19 protein-coding genes are annotated in these 22,111 nt (G+C 65.0%); 14 read left to right on the forward strand and 5 right to left on the reverse strand.

Annotated elements, in window-relative coordinates; all coding sequences use genetic code 11:
* Nucleotides 1–194 precede the first annotated feature (194 nt).
* Nucleotides 195–542: a helix-turn-helix domain-containing protein gene (locus tag BLQ49_RS17635; protein WP_091718072.1), complete on the reverse strand. Its 348-nt coding sequence runs from the start codon at nucleotides 540–542 to the stop codon at nucleotides 195–197.
* A 102-nt stretch (nucleotides 543–644) separates the two neighbouring features.
* On the opposite strand from BLQ49_RS17635, the gene BLQ49_RS17640 reads away from it, so the two are divergent.
* From BLQ49_RS17640 to BLQ49_RS17645, 3 genes are all read left to right on the forward strand, one after another.
* On the forward strand, nucleotides 645–1,427 hold the full coding sequence (locus BLQ49_RS17640) for a hypothetical protein (RefSeq protein WP_091717958.1): 783 nt from the start codon (nucleotides 645–647) through the stop codon (nucleotides 1,425–1,427).
* A 432-nt stretch (nucleotides 1,428–1,859) separates the two neighbouring features.
* Nucleotides 1,860–3,407: an alpha/beta fold hydrolase gene (locus BLQ49_RS29090; RefSeq protein ID WP_244507656.1), complete on the forward strand. Its 1,548-nt coding sequence runs from the start codon at nucleotides 1,860–1,862 to the stop codon at nucleotides 3,405–3,407.
* Nucleotides 3,404–6,028 (forward strand): AAA-like domain-containing protein, encoded by a 2,625-nt coding sequence (locus BLQ49_RS17645; RefSeq protein WP_091718074.1) that lies wholly within the window; start codon nucleotides 3,404–3,406, stop codon nucleotides 6,026–6,028. The genes BLQ49_RS29090 and BLQ49_RS17645 overlap by 4 nt, the downstream gene beginning before the upstream one ends.
* A gap of 868 nt (nucleotides 6,029–6,896) precedes the next feature.
* On the opposite strand, the gene BLQ49_RS17655 is transcribed toward BLQ49_RS17645, so the two are convergent.
* Complete coding sequence (locus BLQ49_RS17655; protein WP_091717960.1) at nucleotides 6,897–8,156, reverse strand: D-amino acid dehydrogenase; 1,260 nt, start codon at nucleotides 8,154–8,156, stop codon at nucleotides 6,897–6,899.
* Nucleotides 8,157–8,164: 8 nt separating this feature from the next.
* Complete coding sequence (gene alr, locus BLQ49_RS17660; protein ID WP_091717962.1) at nucleotides 8,165–9,298, reverse strand: alanine racemase; 1,134 nt, start codon at nucleotides 9,296–9,298, stop codon at nucleotides 8,165–8,167.
* Nucleotides 9,299–9,445: 147 nt separating this feature from the next.
* Between alr and BLQ49_RS17665 the strand changes: the two genes are divergently transcribed.
* The 7 genes from BLQ49_RS17665 (at nucleotide 9,446) to BLQ49_RS17695 (ending at nucleotide 16,397) form a co-directional block, all read left to right on the forward strand.
* Nucleotides 9,446–9,895: an Lrp/AsnC family transcriptional regulator gene (locus BLQ49_RS17665; protein WP_091717964.1), complete on the forward strand. Its 450-nt coding sequence runs from the start codon at nucleotides 9,446–9,448 to the stop codon at nucleotides 9,893–9,895.
* A 13-nt stretch (nucleotides 9,896–9,908) separates the two neighbouring features.
* Nucleotides 9,909–11,147: an amidohydrolase family protein gene (locus BLQ49_RS17670; protein ID WP_091717966.1), complete on the forward strand. Its 1,239-nt coding sequence runs from the start codon at nucleotides 9,909–9,911 to the stop codon at nucleotides 11,145–11,147.
* Nucleotides 11,144–12,055, forward strand: coding sequence for a LysR family transcriptional regulator (locus tag BLQ49_RS17675; RefSeq protein WP_091717968.1), 912 nt, complete (start codon nucleotides 11,144–11,146; stop codon nucleotides 12,053–12,055). Before BLQ49_RS17670 ends, BLQ49_RS17675 begins: the two co-directional genes overlap by 4 nt.
* A 101-nt stretch (nucleotides 12,056–12,156) precedes the next feature.
* Nucleotides 12,157–13,041: an NAD(P)-dependent oxidoreductase gene (locus tag BLQ49_RS17680; RefSeq protein WP_091717970.1), complete on the forward strand. Its 885-nt coding sequence runs from the start codon at nucleotides 12,157–12,159 to the stop codon at nucleotides 13,039–13,041.
* A complete protein-coding gene (locus BLQ49_RS17685) occupies nucleotides 13,041–14,579 on the forward strand; it encodes an aldehyde dehydrogenase family protein (RefSeq protein WP_091717972.1) in 1,539 nt (512 codons plus the stop codon). Before BLQ49_RS17680 ends, BLQ49_RS17685 begins: the two co-directional genes overlap by 1 nt.
* 221 nt (nucleotides 14,580–14,800) lie before the next feature.
* The gene (locus BLQ49_RS30370; RefSeq protein ID WP_244507648.1) at nucleotides 14,801–15,163 is read left to right on the forward strand and encodes a DUF3100 domain-containing protein; all 363 of its coding nucleotides are present in this window, start codon (nucleotides 14,801–14,803) and stop codon (nucleotides 15,161–15,163) included.
* A 76-nt stretch (nucleotides 15,164–15,239) separates the two neighbouring features.
* The gene (locus tag BLQ49_RS17695) at nucleotides 15,240–16,397 is read left to right on the forward strand and encodes a M20 aminoacylase family protein (RefSeq protein WP_091717976.1); all 1,158 of its coding nucleotides are present in this window, start codon (nucleotides 15,240–15,242) and stop codon (nucleotides 16,395–16,397) included.
* A 49-nt stretch (nucleotides 16,398–16,446) separates the two neighbouring features.
* On the opposite strand, the gene BLQ49_RS17700 is transcribed toward BLQ49_RS17695, so the two are convergent.
* The gene (locus BLQ49_RS17700) at nucleotides 16,447–17,070 is read right to left on the reverse strand and encodes a cupin domain-containing protein (RefSeq protein ID WP_091717978.1); all 624 of its coding nucleotides are present in this window, start codon (nucleotides 17,068–17,070) and stop codon (nucleotides 16,447–16,449) included.
* A 140-nt stretch (nucleotides 17,071–17,210) separates the two neighbouring features.
* On the opposite strand from BLQ49_RS17700, the gene BLQ49_RS17705 reads away from it, so the two are divergent.
* Genes BLQ49_RS17705 through BLQ49_RS17720 form a run of 4 tightly spaced genes read left to right on the forward strand, consistent with a single transcriptional unit; the run spans nucleotide 17,211 to nucleotide 20,669 of the window.
* Nucleotides 17,211–17,984, forward strand: a complete 774-nt coding sequence (locus tag BLQ49_RS17705; RefSeq protein WP_091717980.1) for an ABC transporter substrate-binding protein — start codon at nucleotides 17,211–17,213, stop codon at nucleotides 17,982–17,984.
* A 5-nt stretch (nucleotides 17,985–17,989) separates the two neighbouring features.
* Nucleotides 17,990–18,643 carry an amino acid ABC transporter permease gene (locus tag BLQ49_RS17710; protein ID WP_091717982.1) on the forward strand — a complete coding sequence of 218 codons (654 nt, stop codon included), beginning with the start codon at nucleotides 17,990–17,992 and terminating at the stop codon, nucleotides 18,641–18,643.
* A complete protein-coding gene (locus tag BLQ49_RS17715) occupies nucleotides 18,640–19,371 on the forward strand; it encodes an amino acid ABC transporter ATP-binding protein (protein ID WP_091717984.1) in 732 nt (243 codons plus the stop codon). The genes BLQ49_RS17710 and BLQ49_RS17715 overlap by 4 nt, the downstream gene beginning before the upstream one ends.
* An 8-nt stretch (nucleotides 19,372–19,379) precedes the next feature.
* Nucleotides 19,380–20,669 carry an NAD(P)/FAD-dependent oxidoreductase gene (locus BLQ49_RS17720; RefSeq protein WP_091717987.1) on the forward strand — a complete coding sequence of 430 codons (1,290 nt, stop codon included), beginning with the start codon at nucleotides 19,380–19,382 and terminating at the stop codon, nucleotides 20,667–20,669.
* Between the two features lie 274 nt (nucleotides 20,670–20,943).
* Here the strand turns inward: BLQ49_RS17720 and BLQ49_RS17725 are convergent, their stop codons facing one another.
* Nucleotides 20,944–22,107 carry a M24 family metallopeptidase gene (locus tag BLQ49_RS17725; protein ID WP_091717989.1) on the reverse strand — a complete coding sequence of 388 codons (1,164 nt, stop codon included), beginning with the start codon at nucleotides 22,105–22,107 and terminating at the stop codon, nucleotides 20,944–20,946.
* Between the last annotated feature and the right edge of the window lie 4 nt (nucleotides 22,108–22,111).

Consider the following 22,111-nt stretch of genomic DNA (forward strand, 5'->3'; position numbering starts at 1 on the left):
GGCCTATGCGGAGTTCCAGCTAACATTTGACAGGCCGCTCAGGGACACTGGCGAGTTATACGATTGGCAGGAACAGACTGATTGGCTAGATTGGGCCTTATGTTTCGGCTTCCGCTTACAGGATGAAGGCGAATGGGACGCAACTTGGGAACATGGTGGCATCGATTTCGAACTAATCGATCCTAACGATGCGATTACGGGCCATCCTGAGATGATTGTTTCCTGATAGTCTCGGTCAAGGCCACTACCAATCTCTTATTGGACAAATCAAGTTGTGAAAATAACGCATTGAGAGTTGCCCGAAGGTCGGCTGTGCTTCCATCCTCGCTGCTCTCTTCAACAATCGAAGTCATCGGCACTTTGGTCACGTCACAGATCGTCTGAATCGTGTCGAGGCCCGGTAGGCTTACGCCCCGTTCGATATTCGACACCGCCTCCTTCGAACGGTCGATCAACTCAGCCAACCGCTCTTGCGTCAGGCCGGCCGTTTCGCGTGCCCGCTTTACCCGCAGACCGATAGTCCTGTTCAACTCGCGCGTCATAGGGCGGAGTTTGACTCCGACCATTTCGCTGGAAAACGAACCAAGATCCTATATTATCGGTCGTTGACGGAGTGCACTTCGTCTTGATCGCTCGGAGGCATCATGCGGTCGTTCTCGCGCATCCTCACGCTCATAGGCTTCTTCGTCCTGGCGTTCACCGGTCCCTCGATAGCGCAACAATCCTATGGGTGGTCGCGGATGCCTGACGGACGCATGGTGCCGTTCGTCCCACACGCTCTTCCCGGCGAGGCACACGGGATCGCGAAGGCCCCACCGGCTGGATCACCGTCGAAACAGATCTTCGAGAGCGTGACGAACGAAGCGATCCTGAGGGGGCTGAGTATCGCCTTCGTCATCCTGGCATCCTGCACCGTGATCCTGTTTGTCCTTGGATGCGGGTCCCGGGTGGTCGTGTTCGCTGATGCCTCTGACGTGCTGATGTCGGCCAGTATGTTCATCGCACCGGTCGTGACCGCCCTTGCCACCATCGGCCTTGTCCTACTGTTCACCCCTGACCGACCGGACGCCCACGGTGGGTTCAGGGAGCTCGTTCAGCAAAATCCAGCCCCCGCCTTCGCTATCGTCGTTGGCGCGCTCTGGTGGCTATGGGCGATCCTTGGAACGCTCATCAGTTCGATCCGGCACAATGGCTTGATCGTCGGGACGTTGGTGGCCGTGATGAAGGTAGGGGCGGTCTTCTCACTCCTAGCCGTTTGGTATGGGATGATCCTGAATGAGGCGAACACCCTGGAAGGCGAGAAGGCACGGTTCTTTCTATTCCTGATCCTCGCGTGGTTCGCTTCTCGGTTCGTGAACGGTCACAGGGTTACGGAACGGCGCGAGATGCTGATGCGGCCGGCGAGACTCACAGCGGCACAAGCCTGACCGAAGCGCGCTGGCGAACCATAAAACTGCTGTACGATTGTGCGGCCCACCATGCGAGGAAGGGCGCCCACCTTCGTTGCGGCCCAAGTATCGACTGCACTGAGCGACGTGCGACTCTAGCGGCATTTCGCATCCCGAAAAATACGGGGCGGTACGGCCTCATAAGATAGAATTTATATTGAGGGTATTAAGTTATTATCCGTGAGTTCAAGAATGGCCCTCTCGCGATCCGATCGGCCGTTGATGAGCTTAAAATTGTTGTGCGATGCAACCTGTGATCGCCCCCCACTTGAAAACTGCCCTTTAACGTGTTTTGCAGCCTGCGATGTCATTGCCCGCCATCAGGATGGCGCCAGCAATTGAAGCCGGAACATCCTGCCGCAGATGAGTTCCACCGTGCCAAGAAACTCGAAAGCGCACAACGTTCCGCCAATGACAAAGAGGGATCCAATAACAGGCCATAGAGAAGGATGCCATGGCATAGTATTCATACATGGATTGTCGGGCAGTGCGAGAAGCACTTGGGGACCAATGATCGACCAATTGGGTCAAGACCGTGATTTTGATAGTTTTCAATTTGCATCATACGCTTTTCCGACTGTAAAAATACGTCTTCCGTTCACAGAAAGAATGGCAAAAATCCAGGAGCTTAGTAGCGCTCTTGATACTTTGATAGAAACCGACCTTTCCGATTGTTCCGAGATTACGTTAATTGGGCATAGCCTTGGGGGCCTGATAGCTAGACACTACATAATTAGTTCTATACTCAACAACAAAAAACTTTTAGTAAAAAATTTATTGATGTATGCGGTGCCGAACACTGGCGCATCAATAGCGTCATGGGCAAGTCACGTATCGATCTGGCATTATCATCTGAAGCAACTAGGCAAGAACTCGGATATCATCGACAGAATTAACGAAGATTGGGTCAGAATGGATGTAGAGAAAAAAATTTCTGCTCTTTACATTGCAAGCACAGGTGACAAAGTTGTCCGTTCTGATAGCGCCTTTCCTTTCATTGGCATGCAGAACACGCGGACTTTGAATGCATTTGGGCATAGCGATATCACTCAAGCTAGTTCGCCGCAAGATGTTCGATATAAAATTCTCAAAAAACATTTGATAGGAAAATTAATTCCGCATTCTTCTGGCCCAAGTAAAGCGCTAAGGTCAATCAATACTCAACCGGACAGGACTCAGAGTGGCGATCCGCTCTTTGATATTTATGACATCGCTGATAAACCCTATTATGTTGTCAGATCGCAAGATATTTACGCAAAAGAAGTCGTCTCGAATAACTGTTTGTGGGTCCACGGCGCTAGCGGCACAGGAAAAACCGCGCTACTACGGCATGCTATTCTGGAAAAAGAACTTAAGCTCATTCATATGTCTCTGGGCGGGGCGGGGAAAATCGATGCGACTTCGGCCCTTAGATATATTTGCGTCGAATTTTCTGAACTTCAAGGATTAGACATTATTCCACCGACTGAAGCTAGCACGTATGATCTTGTACGATACTTTAAAAAGGCTGTGCTCAATTCAAATAGTCAGATCGGGTTGTTAATTGAAGAAATATCGTTTGCGCCAGACAACGAAGCCGCCAGATTTTGCGAAATGATTTGGCTTCTGTCGAGTAGTTTGTCGTCTAATCAAGATACTAACGGACGTCTAGTACTCACCATATCGTCGCTCCATGATCCCTCAGCGGATGAAAGCGCGTTTTCTGACAAAATGAAGGAGCGTGTTTCTACGGTTGAAATAGGAAGTTGGATTGAACAAGATATCAGGAAACTAATCGATGTGATCGACCGCACAAGAAATGATAAGCTTGACAATTTTAGCAAAAATTTGATCGTCGATGCAGCAAATGGGTCGCCGCGATTTGTTAAATTAGTGTTTAGGCAGCTCCAATCAACCTTCGCTGAAGGCGCGAGTTTCACTGACGTCCTAAGCCGGGTGTCGAGGGAGAATATAAGATGACAAAAAAATTCTCGTCTTCGACGATAGTTCCATCAGAAATGTATGTTAGAAGAGCTGCGGACAAACAGCTTGAAGATATTATAGATAACATGGGGCGTCCTGGCTATGTGCTAGTCGCCCGTCAAATGGGAAAGACTAATCTTCTTCTCAATATGAAGAGAGAGCAGGAGGCTTGTGGCCATTTAGTATATTATGTTGATCTATCCGTGCGACACGACACGGCCCGGGGACTATTTCAAAGCATCATTGATGGATTGTTGGAACTTGATCAGGAAGGCTTGGCGCAAGCTCAGAGCGAAATTTATACCAAGCGGAGAGCCGTAAATATTGAAGCTAATTTAGAATATGATAGGCACTTGCGGCTCATATTGCGATCCACCCCACATAAAATTATCATTATTCTTGATGAGGTCGACTCGCTTATCAATGTTCCTTACTCAGATCTCATATTCTCGCAAATAAGAAGTATGTATTTTTCGCGGACAAATCAGCGAGACTATCATAGACTTACTTATGTTCTTTCCGGGGTTGCTGAGCCAACGGATCTAATAAAAGATAAAAATATCTCACCATTCAATATCGGGCAAAAAATATATCTTGATAACTTTAGTATGGATGAGATTGGCAGGCTTGTCTTGAAAGCCGGAGCCAGCATTCGACAAGATCTCATCCAACACATATATAGTTGGACTGGCGGAAACCCAAGAATGACTTGGGACTTATTGGCCGCGCTTGAATCTTCCTCCGACGATTTCCAAGCGCTGTCGAAGACGAAGATCGATGAGGTTATTAATCGTTTATACCTCTCGAGATTTGATTTGGCGCCGGTTGACTCGATAAGACTGGCCGTGGAGCAGGATGCCGAGTTGCGCGGCAGCGTCATTTCGATCAAGTGGGGCAAAGGCGAGACTCTTTCGGATAGAGCCAAGGACAAGCTGTATCTGGCAGGTATTACTACAGCTGCGCGATCCCATCCTATGTTCGTAAATCGAATAGTCGAAGAAGCATTATCAGATGATTGGTTAAAACGAGTCGCGACTGCTCAGCCGTCTCTGACGGATCTGGCCACGGAGAGCTTTAATAATAAATCGTATCGAAAAGTGATTAGTCTGCTTACTGAATTTTTCGCGGGATTAGAGTCGGAAGGAGACTTGCCGTTCGCCCCCATGCTTCAACTGGGCATGGCGTATTACTACGTGAGCAATTTTGACCAAGCCTTTGATACATTAGTCGAAGCTATTCCCCATGCGACGTCGCCGGAACTTCGAGCGTTAACGAAATTTTACTTGGGAGCATCTGCAATACAAATTGGCGCATTGCGTGAAGCTAGGGAGGCTTTCGCTGACGCCGCGAAGTACCTTGGTCCTTTGACGCATTCCTCACAACTTGGACTCATCACTGTAGATCTAAATGAAAATACAACATCAACGCTCAATAATTGCGTAAGAACATCTTACGAATTGATTGGGTCCATTAAAAAACAAATGGAGAGGGAGACTTTTTCGTCGAGCGATGTAGAAATCCTTACGTCCGCTTACGCATGTCTTTTTCGGGCTTTGACAGCTTTAAAGGATTTCCCCTCTGCCGGTTATGCGATGGACGGAGCATTCGCTAATGCACCGGTCTCACTCCTGCCAGCCTTGATAGCTGTCAAAGTTCAGAACAATCAAGACGATCAGCATAATTCTGAACTATTGAAATCTGCCGTACAAACCATCATCGAAAATAGATTGCTTTACTCGCAAAGTGCGAACGGTCAACTCAACTTTGGCGACTCCTGTGTTGCAACGTTATGCGAATCGCTGCTGAGATACGACGACATAGATACCGCCACACAGCTTTTGGAATATGTCGCTACTAATATCCATAAAAGAAATAAGACGATCCTTTCGGCCATCGTCGACCTATTGAATGCCAAAAATCCTTTATATGAAGGCACTTACGTTAGGTTGGCGTGGTTTGCTGCCGACACATTATTTAGCGATGCGACATCGTTGCATCTTAAGCTCCATGTATACCGTTATCTAGCGAAATATGAAAAAGGGTTGCGTGAGAACGAGGCGGCTCAATCATTTACGAGCATTATCGAACTCGGACTCGAAACGAATTTTTCTTTCTCTGATGAGGATTTCATACATCTTGCTGGTTATGCCACGTTGCTTCTTGAGCAGAAGCGACTTCAGGAGACCGTTCAGGTGTCTCGCTTAGCCACCAGAGTGAGGCAGAAACTTCCTCAGCAGCTACCTGAATATAGTTTTATGTCCCGCTTTCAGGAGTTCGATGCGCTCCAGGGCCTTGGGCGGTTCGAAGAGGCGCGAGTGGTCGGAACTAGTGTTGTTAGTGAAATTGATAGGGCAATCGGAGGTAGAACTGATTTCAACCAAGATTTGCTTGGGACAATGAGGCTGATGCGCTTGCGTGTCTCCGAAGCGATGAATGCTTCGACTATGCCTGCTCGAAATTTCCCGCCGATTAATCTGCCGCATAAAATCGGCCGAAATGATTTCGTCACAGTCCGAAATGTTCAATCGGGTATAGTTTCGACTGTGAAATTTAAGAAAGTTAGTCATTTAATAAAAAGTCATGAACTAGTTTTGTTATCCGTTAATACAAGCCGATGATTCGGTGTGTTGTATTGGTCGCGCGCAGCTCTCGATCTAGATGTTTAGTTTTGGGGTACGTTGCATTCCATGGTTAGAATAACTCGCGTATTTTTTAAGAATCTGAACTTGGTTCCACAGTGACAAGCATTATTGAATGACAAACAGAAAATCATAGGGGTCGGGTTCGTTTTTTGGGAGCATAAGGCGGTCGTCACGGACCTGACTCCAACCTTGAAAGAAGACCATTTCAGCGTTCCGACCAAGTGGGACGGTGACCGCTTCGACGTGATGCTCCGGTTCTGTGGGGCTTTGCCTGACGCTCCGTGGTCCTCCGCCAACTGTCCCCGCGCCTGATGAGCGGTGCTAGCGACGCACCGTTCTCACAGCTTAAGGGATAGTAGCGGGAGCATCAGCCGACGATCCCCTGTGGCTTAGGCCCGGCCGTGGATCGTCGGCTGATGCTCCCTACTAACGCCCGATCTGATGCCCGTTCTATCGTGCCGCGATCGTTGCTCACGCTCCTTGTATGCCCCCTCCCCTGTCACAACGCTGTCACAACGATAGGGCGGATCGTGCAGTTAGGCGGCATTGTGGTTCGTTCAGAGTAAGTGTAGCGTATATCGGTAACAGATTGATCGGGAATAGGTATCTGAACCGTACGGCCGTTCAACCGTGATCTTAGCTTAGATCTAGCGTTGCCCTCCGAAGGCAAAGGTCACACGTTCGAATCGTGTCGGGTGCGCCAACACATCTCCTCGGAAGACGAACGTCTTGACGCCCTGGCTTGAGAGCCGGACCAGCGCCTTGGCGCAAGGTCTGCCAAGCCGGGGCAATCCCCCTCGATAAAACGGCTCGGTTGCGGGTATGGCCGATCACGCGGGCCAGCTCACGCGGCGTAGCGGTCGAGCGCCAGGTCGTCACGTCCGATCTCGGGCGGGCGGCCGGACACGAGGTCGGCGAGCAGGCGGCCCGAGCCGCAGGCCATGGTCCAGCCGAGCGTCCCGTGGCCGGTGTTGGTGAACAGGTTCCCGACCCGCGTGCCCCCGACGATCGGCGTGCCGTCCGGCGTCATCGGCCGCAGGCCGGTCCAGAACGAGGCCCGGTCGAGATCGCCGCCGGCCGGGAACAGGTCCTGCACCGAGCGCGCGAGGGTCTCGCGGCGCGGCAGACGCAGGGCGCTGCTGAAGCCGGCGAGCTCGGCGGTGCCGCCGACCCGGATGCGGTCGCCGAGCCGGGTGATCGCGACCTTGTAGGTCTCATCCATCACCGTGGAGACCGGCGCGGCCGCCGCATCGGTGATCGGCAGGGTCAGGGAGTAGCCCTTCACCGGGTAGACCGGCAGCGCGATCCCGAGGGGGCGCAGCAGGGCCGGCGTGTAGCTGCCCAGCGCCGCCACGTAGGCATCCGCCCGCAGAAGCCCGCCGTCGGCGGTCTCGACCGCCGTCACCCGGTCGCCGGCATGGTGGAGGCGGGCGATCGCCGTCCCGTAATGGAAGGTCACGCCGAGGCCCTCGCAGAGCGCGGCGAGGCGCTGCGTGAACAGGTGCGCGTCGCCGGTCTCGTCGCCCGGCAGCCGCAGGCCGCCGACGAACACGTCGCGCACGGCGGCGAGCGCCGGCTCGGCAGCGATGCAGCCGGCCGGGTCCAGCACCGTGTAGGGCACGCCGTAGGCGTCGAGGACGCGGGTGTCGTCGCCGACATGGTCGAGCTGCTTGCGCGTCCGGAAGAGCTGCAGCGTGCCCTTCTCCCGGTGGTCGTAGGCGATGCCGGTCTCGGCGCGCAGGTCGCGCAGCGCGTCGCGGCTGTACTCGGCGAGCCGGACCATGCGGCCCTTGTTGCGCTGGTAGGCCTCCTCGGTGCAGTTCGCGAGCATGCGCGTCAGCCACGCGTAGAGGCGCGGCTCCAGCCGCGGCCACAGCACCAGCGGCCGGTGCCGCATCATGAGCCACTTGAGCGCCTTGATGGGGATTCCGGGCGCCGCCCAGGGGGCCGCGTAGCCCGGCGAGACCTGGCCGGCATTGGCAAAGCTGGTCTCCAGGCCGGCGCCGGGCTGACGCTCCAGCACGGTGACCTGATGGCCGGCCCGCGCGAGATAGTAGGCCGAGGTGACGCCGACGACGCCGCCGCCGAGGATGATCACGTGCATGGCGGGCCTCAGGCTCCGAGATAGATGCGGTGGAAGCGGTGGCCGAGGTTGGTCAGGACCTCGTAGCCGATCGTGCCGGCCGCCGCGGCGACGGCGTCGACGTCGCGCTCCGGGCCGATGATGTCGACGAGCGCCCCCGGCCCGAGGGTGCCGGGCGCCACGTCGGTGACGTCGAGGACGAGGCTGTCCATCGAGATGCGCCCGACCATCGGCAGGCGGGCGCCGCCGAACCACGCCGCGCCGCCCGCCGTGCTGCGGAAGAACCCGTCCGCGTAGCCGATCGCGACCGTGGCGAGGCGGCTGTCCCGGGCGACGGTCGCCGTGTGCCCGTAGCCGACCGGCGTCCCCGCCGGGACGCTGCGCGTCTGCATCACCCGCGCCCGCAGGCCGATCACCGGCCGCATCGGGTTCTCGGCACCCTCCTGCGGGGCGATCCCGTAGAGGGCGGCGCCGGGGCGCACGAGGTCGAAGTGAAAATCCGGACCGAGGAAGATCCCCGACGAGGCCGCAAGGCTCGCCGGCACCGCGGGCAGGCGCTGGCGGACGGCCTGGAAGGCGGACAGCTGCGCCGCGTTGACCGGGCTGTCCGGCTCGCCCGCGCAGGCGAGGTGGCTCATCACCAGCCGCAGGTCGAGGCCCGCGAAGGCATCAGGCTGATCGAAGAGCGCACAGGCCTGGTCCGGCCCGAAGCCGAAGCGCGCCATGCCGCTGTCGATCTGGAGGATCGCCGGCAGGCGCCGGCCGAGGCGCCGGGCCAGGCCCTGCCAGCGGTCGAGCTGGGAAAGGTCGTTGAGGACGGGGACGAGGTCGTGGTCCGCACAGGTCGCCTCGCTGCCCGGGGCGGCGCCATTGAGCACGGCGATCATCGATCCCGCTCCGAGGATGGACCGGAGGGCGACGCCCTCGCCGACCTGGGCGACGAAGAAGTGCCGGCAGCCGGCGGCGGCCAGGACCGGCGCCACCCGGTCGGCGCCCAGCCCGTAGGCGTCCGCCTTGACGACGGCCGCGCAGGTCGCGGTCCCCGCCCGCGCGGCGAGGCGGCAGTAATTGTCCGCGATGGCCGCGAGATCGATCGTGAGGAGGGCGGAGGCCGTCCCGGCCGGGCCCGGATCGGGCCGGAGATCGTGATCGATCATGCTCATGGCGGCCCTCGGGATGGCGCTCGGATGCAATGCCGAGAGGCTACACGAAGGATCGTCGAAGGAGCGTGCGCACTGTCGAAAGAATTTGAGTTTGAAGCTTGGCCGTGCAAGTTTCTGCGGCCAGTTCGAAGTTCCTGCGAGTCGGGCGTGGACGAGATCGACCGCCGCATCATCCAGGCCCTGCGCGGCAACGGCCGGATCAGCAATGCCGATCTCGCCGCCGCGGTCGGCCTGTCGGCGTCCGCCTGCCATCGCCGCGTGCGGCTGCTGGAGGAAACCGGGATCATCCGGGGCTACACGGCGCTGATCGGCGGCGCGGCCGACGGGCCCGGCCTCGTGGTCCTCACCCAGTTCACCCTGGATCGCCAGACCGAGGATTATCTCAACCGGTTCGAGGCGGCCGTCCGGCGCTGTCCCGAGGTGCAGGATTGCTATCTGATGACCGGGACGGCCGATTACCTCGTGAAGCTCAAGGTGATCGACGCGGCCGATTACGAGCGGCTGCACAAGGATGTCCTGTCGCGGTTGCCCGGTGTCGCCCGGCTGCAATCGAGCTTCGCCATCCGGACCGTCGTGGCGGCGGGCCGGCCGCTCTGAACGGAGCCCCGCCATGACGTCGATCGCCGAACCGCACGCAGGCGGCCCCTGCGACCTGCGCCTCCACGACGCCGCGCTCGCCGACGGAAGCCGGGCGACGATCGACATCCGGGGCGACCACGTGGTGGCGCTGCGGGATCCCGGCGCGCCGCTGCCGCCCACCGGCCGCACGATCGAACTCGGCGGAGCCCTGCTGCTGCCGGGCCTGTCGGACGGGCACGTCCATCTCGACAAGTGCCTGCTCGGCCTGCCGTGGCGCCCGCACGCGGCGGCAGGGTCCGTCCGCGCGATCATCGACGACGAGAAGGCGTTCCGCCGGGCCACGCGGATCCCGCTCGCCGAGCAGGGTGCCGAGGCGCTCCTCGAACGCATGCTCCGCGGCGGCACGACGAGCCTGCGGACCCATGTCGACATCGACGATGTCACGCGGCTCGATCACCTCGCCCAGATCCTCGACCTGCGGGCGCGTTGGTCCGACCGGCTGGAGATTCAGATCGTTGCCTTCCCGCAGAGCGGGATTTTGGGCTGCCCGCCGGTCGTCGACGATCTGGACGCGGCCCTGCGGATGGGCGCAGACCTCGTCGGGGGCCTCGATCCGGTCGGCATCGACGGCGACCGCGACGGTCACCTGGACATCGTCTTCGCCCTGGCCGAGCGGCACGGAAGGGGCATCGACATCCACCTCCACGAGGGCGGCGCGGCCGGCCTCGCCACGATCGCGGCGATCGCGGCGCGTACCGCGGCGGCCGGGCTCGGCGGTCAGGTCACGATCAGCCACGCCTTCGCCCTCGCGGAGGCTGACGACCTGGAACTCGGCCGGATCGCCGAGGCCTTGAACCGGGCCGGCGTCGCGATCCTCAGCAGCGTGCCAGGCGGGGCCCGATGCCCACCGATCCCGCGGCTGCGGGAGCTCGGCGTCGCGATCTGCTTTGGCACCGACAACGTCCACGACTGCTGGAACCCTGCGACGGTGACCAGCATGGTCGCCCGCGCCCAGCTCGCCGCCTATCGGTTCGACCTCCGCACCGACGCAGAGCTCGCGGCTTTGCTGGCGCCGATCACCGCCGTCCCGGCGCGGGTGCTGGGCCTTGGTCCGGGCGCGGTGGCGCCCGGCGCGCGGGCCGACCTGATCGCCTTCGCGGCCGGCGGCGTGCCGCAGGTGATCGTGGAGCGCCAGGAGCCCATGCTCGTCGTGGCGCGGGGCGCCGTCGCGCTCGACCGGCGCGGCCCCGCTGGGGACCCGCCCCCGTGAACGATCGCGCCCTGCGCTACCTGCTGGCCGTCGTGCGCGCGGGCTCGGTCCGGGCGGCCGCCGAGGTGCTGAACGTCGCCGCCTCGGCGGTGAGCCGGCAGATCATCGAGCTGGAGGCGCAGGTCGGCGAGACGCTGCTCGAGCGCCTGCCCCGGGGCGTCATCCCCACCGAGGCCGGTCGTCTCGTTGCCGCGCACGCGCAGCGGCAGGCCGACGAGGCGGCGCTGCTGGAGGACCAGCTGAAGCGCCTGCGCGGGGTGCAGCGGGGCACGGTCAGCCTGCGCTGCGGCGCCGGCTTCCTGATCGACCTCCTCGACAACGCGCTCGCCGGCTTCGCGCGAGACCATCCGGGCATCGCCTATCAGGTCGAGATCGGCACCACCGACGGGATCCTGGCGGCGATCGCCCGGGGCGAGGCCGATATCGGCCTCGTCTACAACCCGCCCGCGCATCCGGATGTCCGTGGGATCGTCTCCGCCCGGCAGCCGCTGTTCGCGATCTTGCCGAAAGGTCACCCCCTCGCCGACGCGGCGGCGCCGGTCCCGCTGCGCAGCTTCGCCACCGAGCCCGCCGCCCTTCTGCCGCCCGACCACGGGGTGCGCCAGCTGATCGGCCGCGTCGAGGCCGACGGCGGCTTCCGGGTGGTGCCGCGGCTGGAGACGGCGTCCTTCGAGCTGCACCGCCGCTTCGTGATGGCCGCCATGGGCGTGGCGTTCCTGCCCCGCTTCGTGGTCGCGGCCGAGCTGCGCGACGGCCTCCTCGCGGCTTTGCCGCTGCGCGACGCGATCCTGTCGGAGGCGAGCGCCCATCTGGTCATCCGGGCCGGGCGGCGCCTGCCCGAGGGCGCGGCGCGGCTGCTCGGCTGGCTGGCCGACCACATGGTGGCGTTCCGGCCGCCGCCTGCCTGACTCGACCGTGCTGGATTTCCGCACATGACGTGCAGAAATCCATGATTGTGGCAACGCTCTTCTGCCGAGATCATCCTCCCGCACGGTGAGGACGGATCGGCATGACCATCGCAACGGTAGGGGTCGTCGGGCTCGGCAATATGGGTCTCGGCATGGCCGCGACCCTGGCCCGCAAGGGCTTCGCGGTCCTGGGCTACGACATCGACGCGGGCCGGCGTCCCGCCGCCGAGGCGGCCGGCATCACCGTCCTCGACGCCCTCAACGACGTGCTGCGCCGGGCCGACGCCCTGGTGTTCTCGCTGCCCCTGGCGCGGGACGTGGAGGCGGTGGTCACCGCGGAGGGCGGCCTCCTGTCCCGGACCAACCGGAAGGTGGTGGTGATCGACACCTCGACCTCGGATCCCGGAACGACCCGGCGCCTCGCCGAGCGCCTCGCCGCGGCCGGTCACGCGCTCCTCGACGCCCCGGTGAGCGGCGGCCCGTCCGGCGCCGCCGAGGGCACCCTGACCATGATGATCGGCGGAGCGGAGGCGGATTACGAACTGGCCCGGCCGGTCCTGGAGGCGATGTCGGCCCGTGCGCCGCATGTCGGGCCGTCGGGCGCCGGCAATATCGTCAAGCTCGTCAACAACCTGCTGGTGGCGGCCCATCTCGTGACCACTGGCGAGGCCCTGCGCCTGTCCGAGGCGGCGGGCCTCTCGGCCGAGGAGGCCGTCAAGGTCGTCAACACCGCCACCGGCCGCAGCGCGATCAGCGAGGTCATGGTCCCGCGCTGGGTCCAGTCCGGCACCTTCGACAGCGGCTTCTCGGCCGGCCTGATGCGCAAGGACGTGCGCCTCGCCCTCGAACTCGCCGCCGAATGCGGGATCGACCTGCCGCTCTCCGCCGAGGTGAAGCGCATCTGGCAGGCCACGCAGGCCGCCATCCCCGACACGGCCGACTTCACCCGCATGGCCGATTATCGCGATCCCAAGGGAGCCCACTGATGTCCGGCACGCCGCACTCGCCCGCCGCCGACCGGGTCGCCGCCCTCCTGGCCGACCTCCTGCCGGGCGGCCGCATCGGCAGCGTCGTGGCCGGCGAGATCCTCGCCGGGACCGGCGCCTCCCTCGATCTCACCAATCCCGCCGATGGCGGCGTGCTCGCAAGCTTCGCCGATGCCGGGCCGTCGGTCGTCGAGGCCGCCATGGCGGCGGCCCGCGACGCCCAGCGCGCGTGGTGGGGCATGAGCGCCGCCGCCCGCGGCCGGGCGCTCTGGGCGGTTGCCGCCCTGGTCCGGCAGCATGCCGGTGCGCTCGCCGAGCTGGAGACCCTCTCGGCCGGCAAGCCGATCCGCGACACGCGCGGCGAGGTCGCCAAGGTCGCCGAGATGTTCGAGTACTACGCCGGCTGGTGCGACAAGCTGCACGGCGACGTCATCCCGGTCCCGACCGCGCACCTGAACTACACCCGCCACGAGCCCTTCGGCACCGTGGTGCAGATCACCCCCTGGAACGCCCCGATCTTCACGGCGGGCTGGCAGATCGCGCCCGCGATCTGCGCCGGCAACGCGGTGGTGCTGAAACCCTCCGAGCTGACGCCGCTGACCTCGCTGGCGCTGGGCCTGCTCTGCGACCGGGCCGAGGGGATACCGCGCGGCCTCGTCTCGGTGCTGGCGGGCGCCGGCTCGACCACCGGCGCCGCCGCGGTGGCCCATCCCGAGACGCGGCTGGTCGTGTTCGTGGGCTCGGCCGAGGCCGGTGCGCAGATCGCCGCCGCGGCGGCCCGCGCCATCGTGCCGAGCGTGCTGGAGCTCGGCGGCAAGTCGGCCAACATCGTGTTCGCCGACGCCGATCTCGACCGGGCTCTGATCGGCGCGCAGGCGGCAATCTTCGGCGGCGCCGGCCAGAGCTGCGTGGCCGGCTCCCGGCTCCTCGTGCATCGCTCGATCCATGCGGCCTTCGTCGAGCGCCTGTCCCACGCCGCCGCGCGCATCCCGGTGGGCGCGCCGACCGACCCGGCGACGCAGATCGGCCCGATCAACAACCGGCGCCAGCGGGACAAGATCGCCGACATGGTCGAGGCCGCCGCCGGGGCCGGCGCCACGATCGCGGCCGGCGGGGCCTGCCCCGCCGCCCTGCGGAACACGGGCGGCTTCTACTATGGCCCGACCATCGTGGACGGCGTCGCGCCGGACGCGGCGATCGCCCGGGAGGAGGTGTTCGGCCCCGTTCTCGCGGTCCTGCCGTTCGACGGCGAGGACGAGGCAATAGCGCTGGCCAACGGCACGCCCTACGGCCTCGCCGGCGCGGTCTGGACCCGGGATGGCGGGCGCGGCCACCGCGTCGCGGCGGCGCTTCGGGCCGGCACCGTCTGGGTGAACGGCTACAAGACCATCAACGTGGCCTCGCCGTTCGGCGGCTTCGGCCGCTCGGGCTTCGGCCGCTCCTCGGGCCGCGAGGCGCTGATGGCCTACACCCAGACCAAGAGCGTCTGGGTCGAGACCGCCGCCGCACCGGCCGTGACCTTCGGCTACGTGGGGTAGAGCGCTACCCGACCCCGGAACGACAGACCGACGGGCGAGCGACGCGGGTTCCGACAGCGCGACGGTCCCCCCCTCTCCCGCACGGGAGAGGGGACCCGCGCTCCATCCGGCTCGGGCACGCCCCGCGGCGGCGTCCGCGCAGCGATCTACCGACAAGCCGGCGATCAAGATCGGCACGCACAGCAACGGGCAGCCCCCAGGGGAGCCAAGGGAGGATGCCGATGGCCGGCGAACTGTTTGCGAGGAACACGCGGCCGATCGCGCCGCCCGTCTCGGGCGGGGGCAAGCTGACGCTGTTCCTGCTCGCCCTCGTCATCATCGTCATCGCGGAGGCGATCGGCAACGTCAGCATCCCGGTGGGCGCTGGCAAGATCGTGCTGCTGCCGCTGCTCTGGGCTCTGCTGCTGGGTGGCGCGCTGGGGCTGATGAGCCTAACCTTCGCGGGGCTCTCCGTCGCCAAGGACGTGCCCGCCTTCCGCCGCCTCGGCTGGCGGATCGTCGTGGTCTCGTTCCTCGCCAATGCTGGGACGTTCCTCGGCGCCGTTCTGATTGCGCAGTTCTTCATGCATGCACCGCTGGGGTGAATGGCAGCGCCGGTCGGCGTAGGGTCGGGCGGGGAATCGAGGCGCTTCGGCGGCCTCCGACATGGGAAGAGATCGCATGGGCATCGAGGCGGAGATCGTGGAGCGGATGGTCGCGTGGCGGCGCGACCTGCACGCCCATCCCGAGCTGGCCTTCCAGGAGGTTCGCACGGCGGACCTCGTCGCCCGGGAGCTGGCCGCCTGCGGTCTGTCGGTGAAGACCGGGCTCGGGCGCACCGGCGTGGTCGGCACCCTGAGCCGGGGCGACGGCCCGACCATCGGCCTGCGGGCCGACATGGATGCCCTGCCGATCCAGGAGGCGACGGGCGCGGCTCACACGTCCAAAACGCCCGGCGTGATGCATGCCTGCGGCCATGACGGCCACGTGGCGATGCTGCTCGGCGCGGCGCGGCACCTCGCGTCGCGCACCGACCTGACGGGTACGGTCCACGTCATCTTCCAGCCGGCGGAGGAGTGCGAGGGCGGCGGCCGCGCCATGGTCGAGGACGGCCTGTTCAGGCTGTTCCCGTGCGACTCCGTCTACGGCCTGCACAACTGGCCGGGCCTGACGCTGGGGACCTTCGCGACCCGGGTCGGCGCCATCATGGCCTCCCTCGACACGTTCGAGATCGCGGTTGCCGGGTTCGGCACCCATGCGGCCATGCCGGAGCGGGGCACCGACACGCTGGTGGTCACCGCCGAGATCGTCCTCGCCCTGCAGACCATCGTGAGCCGCCGGATCGCGCCCACGGACCCGGTCGTGCTCAGCGTCACGCAGATCCACGGCGGGGACGCCTACAACGTCATCCCCGACCGCGCGGTCATCCGCGGCACGGTCCGGTGCCTGGACGAGGCCGTGCGCAAGCGCGTCGCGGAGCTCGTCGCCGCCATCGCCCAGGGTACCGCCGCCACGCACGGGGCCAAGGCCGAGGTCGCGTACCGGTTCGGATACCCCGCCACCGTCAACACCGGCGAGGCCGTCGGGATCGCGCTCGACGCCGCCGCGGCGGTCCCCGACATCACGATACGCCACGGTGAGATCGGGCCTTCCATGGCGTCCGAGGATTTCGCCTACATGCTCGAAGCCTGCCCGGGCGCCTATGCCTGGATCGGGACGGACGGGGCCGAGCGCGGTCCGCCGCTCCACAATCCGGCCTATGATTTCAACGACGCGGCCCTGCCGATCGGCGCGGCCTACTGGGCCGCCGTCACGACGCGCATGCTGGGTGGGCAATAGCCGATCCGCGGACGCGACATCGACCGCCCCGGGGGCGTGCCACCCCGGGCTACGGCGTCCCACCCCGGGAAGGCCCGAGGACGTTGACCCAGAGCACGATCGTCCGGCCCTGCGGCGCGGGATTGCCGAAGCGATGCGGCCGCCGGCTCTCGAAGCGGAAGCTGTCCCCCTCGGCCAGCTGGAGCGTGCGCGCCTCGACCACCAGGGTCAGGCGGCCCTCGAGGACGAGACCCGCCTCCTCGCCCTCGTGGCTGAACGGCTCGTCCCCCGTGCTGGCGCCCGGCTTCAACACCATGTGGAACAGGCTCATGCCCTGCGTGCCCCCGGGCGGGGTCAGCAGCTGCTTGGTGATGCCGGCCCGCCAGAGCTGCAGTTCCGGCCGATCCTTCCGGAACACCACGATCGGATCCGGGTCCGGCGCCTCGGGGCCGGGCTCGAACAGGCCGCCGATCCCGATCTGCAGCGTGTCCGCGAGGAGGGCCAGCACGCGCAGCGAGGGCGACGACAGGCCCCGCTCGACCTGACTGAGGAAGCCGATCGACAGGCCCGTGCTGGAGGCGACCGCTTCCAGGGACAGCCCCCGTGCCTGCCGCAGGCTGCGCAGGCGCTGGCCCACGGCCCGGTCGACCGGCTCCGGACCCGTCGTCTCACCTCGGGGAATGCTCACCGTCACACCAGCCTGCCTCTCCTGCGTTCCTTCATGCACGTGAAAGTCGCTTGCGTCGATATTGGAAACGTGCGGTATTCTTCACGACAATGAAATCGAGCCTCGGCGATCGCCGCCAGCCTCGAACACTGCACGGGAGCGGCACAATGAGAAAGCGGCTGGCCAAGCTGTGTCTATCGTCGGCGCTGCTCCTCGGTTGTCTGGGGAGTGCCGTCAGCGCTCAGCCGCTGAAGGTCGGCGCGACCGCCACCGGCCTGCCGTTCACGTTCCTCGACACCAAAACCAACACCATCCAGGGTGTGATGGTCGACCTCGTCAACGCGGTCGGCAAGGAGGCAGGCTTCACGGTGGCGGTGGAGCCGCTGCAATTCTCGACGCTGATCCCGGCGCTCACCGCCTCGAAGATCGACATCATCTCGGCGGCGATGTTCATCACGCCCCAGCGGAAGGAGATCGTGGCCTTCTCGGCGCCGGTCTACAGCTACGGCGAAGGCCTGATCGTCCCGAAGACCGACACCAAGGACTACACCGCCTTCGCCGACTTGAAGGGCGAGACCGTGGGGGCCCAAGTGGGGACCGCCTTCGTCGAGCCGCTGAAGAAGTCGGGCCTCTTCAGCGAGGTGAAGATCTACGACACGATCCCGGACATCATCCGCGACGTGAATTCCGGCCGCCTGAAGGCCGGGTTCGCCGACGCGCCGATCCTCGCCTACTACGTGAAGCAGGGCCTGTTCCCCGGCGTGCGCCTGGTCGAGACGCTCAAGCCGACCGTCGTCGCCTCGGTCGGCCTCAGCGTTCGCAAGGCCGACACCGCGCTGCTCGCCAAGATTGATGCCGCGCTCGCCAAGCTCAAGGCTGACGGGACGCTCCAGGCAATCCTCACCAAGTGGGGCCTGCCGCCCTCGGCCGATCGGTCCTGAGCCGGATGCGCGCGTTCCTGGTCGACGCACAGGAGTATCTGCCCATCCTGCTGCAGGGCGTGCAGCTCACGGTTCTGATCACCCTCGCCTCGCTGGTCGTATCGACGCTGCTGGGCCTCGTCTGGGCGGTTCTGCGGGTCTCGGGGATCGCGATCCTGGCCGGCTTCAGCGCGGTGATGATCAACATCCTGCGCGGCATCCCGATCATCGTGCAGTTGTTCTACATCTACTTCGTCATGCCCGATTTCGGCCTGTCGCTGACGGCCGTCCAGGCGGCCATCATCGGACTTGGCATCGCCTATTCGGCCTATCAGGCCGAGAACTTCCGCGCCGGCATCGAGGCGGTGGATCGCGGGCAGGTCGAGGCGGCGCTGTCGATCGGCATGGGCTGGGGCATGACCATGCGGCGGGTGATCCTGCCACAGGCGATCCGGATCGCGCTGCCGCCCTACGGCAACATCATGATCATGATGCTCAAGGATTCGTCCCAGGCCTCGACCATCACGGTCGCGGAACTCGCCCTGCAAGGCAAGCTCATCGCGTCGTCCACCTTCAAGAACACCAGCGTCTACACGATGGTGGCGCTGATGTACCTGGCGCTCAGCCTGCCGTTGATCTTCCTGGTCCGTCATCTCGAGGCCAGGGGGCGGCAGCGATGATCGTCCTGGAGGATGTCCGCAAGCATTACGGCGCCCTGGAGGTGATCAAGGGGGTCTCGGCCGAGGTCGCCACGGGCGAGGTCGTCTGCATCATCGGCCCCTCGGGCTCCGGCAAGTCGACCCTGCTCCGCTGTATTAACGGGCTCGAAGCCTATGACGGCGGCGAGATCCGCGTCGGCGGCCAGCGGGTCGAGCGGGACGCGCGCAGCATCAAGGCGATCCGCACGCGGGTCTCGATGGTGTTCCAGCGCTTCAACCTGTTTGCCAACCGCACCGCCCTGGAGAACGTCGTCGAGGGCCCGTTATACGTGAAGGGCGAGCCCCGTGCGGAGGCCGAGGCGCGGGCCGCCGCCCTGCTCGCCCGGGTCGGCCTCTCGGGGAAGGAGCATGCCCGGCCCGACCAGCTCTCCGGCGGTCAGCAGCAGCGCGTCGCCATCGCCCGGGCGCTCGCCATGCGGCCCGACGCGATCCTGTTCGACGAGCCGACCTCGGCGCTCGATCCCGAACTGGTCGGTGACGTGCTGCGGGTGATGCGGGGCCTGGCCGACGAGGGCATGACGATGATGGTCGTGACCCACGAGATCGGCTTCGCCCGGGAGGTGGCGGACCGGGTCCTGTTCCTCGACGGGGGCCGCCTCGTCGAGCAGGGGCCGGCCGCCGAGGTGCTGAACCGTCCGCAGAATCCGCGCACCCGGGACTTCCTGCAGCGCGTGCTGCATCCGCTGTAGGAGAGGCCGTGGCCGAACCCTTCCCGCTCGCCCCGTCGCTCTGGGCCACCACCGCGGCGCCTGCGCCGGAGACCCCGCCGCTCGCCGAATCCGGTCGGGCCGAGGTGGTCATCGTCGGCGGCGGCTTCTGCGGCCTGTCCACCGCCCTGCACCTCGCCGAGCGGGGGATCCGGCCGGTCGTGCTGGAGGCGCGTGCGATCGGCTTCGGCGGCTCCGGGCGCAACGGCGGTCAGGTCATCCCGGGCTTGAAGTACGATCCCGGCGACCTCCTGGCCCGCTTCGGGCGCGAGCGCGGCGAGCGGCTCGCCCGCTTCGCCGGCGGCACCGCCGACGTGGTTTTCGACCTGATCGACCGGCACGCGATGGACGTGCCGCACCGGCGCGCGGGCTGGATCCAGGGCGCCCACACGCAGGCCGGATTGGAGGACGTTGCGCGGCGGGCCAGCCAGTGGGCGGAGCTCGGTGCCCCGACCCGCCTCCTCGACAAGGACGAAACCGACCGGCTGCTCGGTACGGACCGGTATCTCGGCGGCTGGCTCGACGGCCGCGGCGGCGCGATCCAGCCGCTGAGCTACGCCCGGGGCCTCGCCCGCGCCGCCCTCAAGGCCGGGGCCGCGATCCATGCCGAGTCCCCGGTGACCGCCCTGGAGCGGACCGGATCGGGCTGGACCGTCACCACGGCGCAGGGCGCCCGCCTCACCACCGAGCGCGTCGTCCTCTGCACCAACGGCTACACCGGCGGCCTCTGGCCCGGCCTCGCCCGGACGGTGATCGCGGCCAACTCCTTTCAGGTCGCCACGGTGCCGCTCTCGGACAACCTGCGGCGCTCGATCCTGCCCGAGGGACAGGTCTCCTCGGACACGCGCAAGCTGTTGCTCTATTTCCGGCTCGACCATACCGGCCGGCTGCTGATGGGCGGCCGCGGCCCGTTCCGGGAGCCGCGCAGCCCGCAGGACTGGGCGCATCTCGAACGGATCGTCGGCAAGCTGTTCCCGCAGCTGGATGGCATCGCCTTCGACCACCGCTGGTGCGGCCGCGTGGCGATCACCCGGGATTACCTCCCCCATCTTCACGAGCCGGCCCCCGGGCTGCTGATCGACATCGGCTGCCAGGGCCGGGGCGTCGGTCTCCAGTCGGCGATGGGCCGGGCGATCGCCGCCTATATCGCGACCGGCGATGCCGACAGCCTGCCCCTGTCGCCCACGCCGGTAACGCCCCTGCCGCTTCACGCGCTCCACCGCCTGTACGTTTCTGCGATCATCGCTTGGTACCGCCTGAGCGATGGCGGTATTCGATGACGGGGCGGGGTCTCTCGGAAGCGATCGACAGGCAGGGATGCCGCAACGTCTGCTGCCGGGATCCCGCCGGGTTCGGCTGTCCGGCGCAGCGGCGAACGGCCGGGTTTGCGCCCGCTGGCACCTCAGCGGGGCATAGGCTGGCCTGAAGCCGCCGGTCCGGTTCGGATTCACAGGGAAACGGAAGCAGACGTGGGCGCGCGCGCAGCTTGGTCGCTGGCGCTGCAGAGCATGCGGCCGCCATTCCGTTTTCACAACGGGTGAGATGTCGAGAGGCTTATCGCAGCGACAGAGTTCGGGAGAGGTCAGACAGAGGCTCGGCCCCGTTCGCCGTGACGATGACGGTCTCGGAGGCGCCGACGGTCCAGGCGCCGTAGCGGCGCAGGGTCGCCGGCAGATGAAAGACCATCCCGGGCTCGATCAGCCGATCTTCGCCCGTGAAGAGTGAGAGCAGGTTTCCCTCTCCCCAGTCCGGCGCGAAGGCGACGCCCATCGCGTAGCCGATGCGCTTGCGGAAGGCCGGGCCGTAACCCGCCGCGTCGATGATGGCCTGCGCCGCCACGTGCGGGGCCGAGCAGGGACGGCCGGGCCGGAGCGCGGCGAGCGCCGCATCGAGGGCGCGCAGGGCGCAATCCATCATCCGTTGCGCCTCGGCCGGCGGCGGGCCGATCCAGACGCTGCGCATCAGCGCCGCGTGGTAGCGGGCATGGCTGCCGGCGAGTTCGAGGAAGACCGCGTCGCCCGGTTCCAGCCGGCGCCGCCGCCAGGTCATGTGCGGCAGACCGCTGCGCGGGCCCGACGCGACCAGGGGCTCCATCGCCATGGCCTCGGATCCGGCCGCCGTCGCGGCGGCCAGCATGGCGGCCGCGACGGCGTTCTCGTCGGTGCCGGCCGCGCAGGCCTCGAGCCCGGCGGCGATCCCGGCCTGCGCGTAGCGGGCGGCGGCCCGGATCGCCGCCAGCTCGGCCGCCGACTTCACCGCCCGCAGGGGGGCGAGGAGGCCGGACCCGTCGGGCAGCGGGCCGCCGAGGGCGGCGTCGATCCGCGCCGCGAGGGCCGGCGCCACGAACCAGCCGTCCCGTTCCAGGGCCGGCCGGGCGAGCCCGCGCCGCCGGACCAGCGCTGCCAGGGCCTCGGCCGGATCGGCGCCGTCCGGATAGGCCGCGATGTCGTCGAGCCAGGTGTTGGCGGCCGCGCCCGGCCGTTCGAGCTGCCGGACCAGGAGGGCCGGATCGCCCGCGACCGGCACCACGAGGGCCTGGAACGCGAAGTAGCCCGCCGTCTGGCGGCCGGTCAGCCAGTAGATCGTCTCCGGGCCGGTCACCACCAGGGCCGTGTGGCCGGCCGCCTTAATGGCGGCCCGGGCCGCTGCCTGCCGGGCGGCGAACTCCGCCTCCGGGAAGGCCGCCTCACGGCCGCGCAGATCGGCGAATTCGTGCATCGGA

The sequence above is a fragment of the Methylobacterium phyllostachyos genome, assembly GCF_900103445.1.
GTDB lineage: Bacteria > Pseudomonadota > Alphaproteobacteria > Rhizobiales > Beijerinckiaceae > Methylobacterium > Methylobacterium phyllostachyos.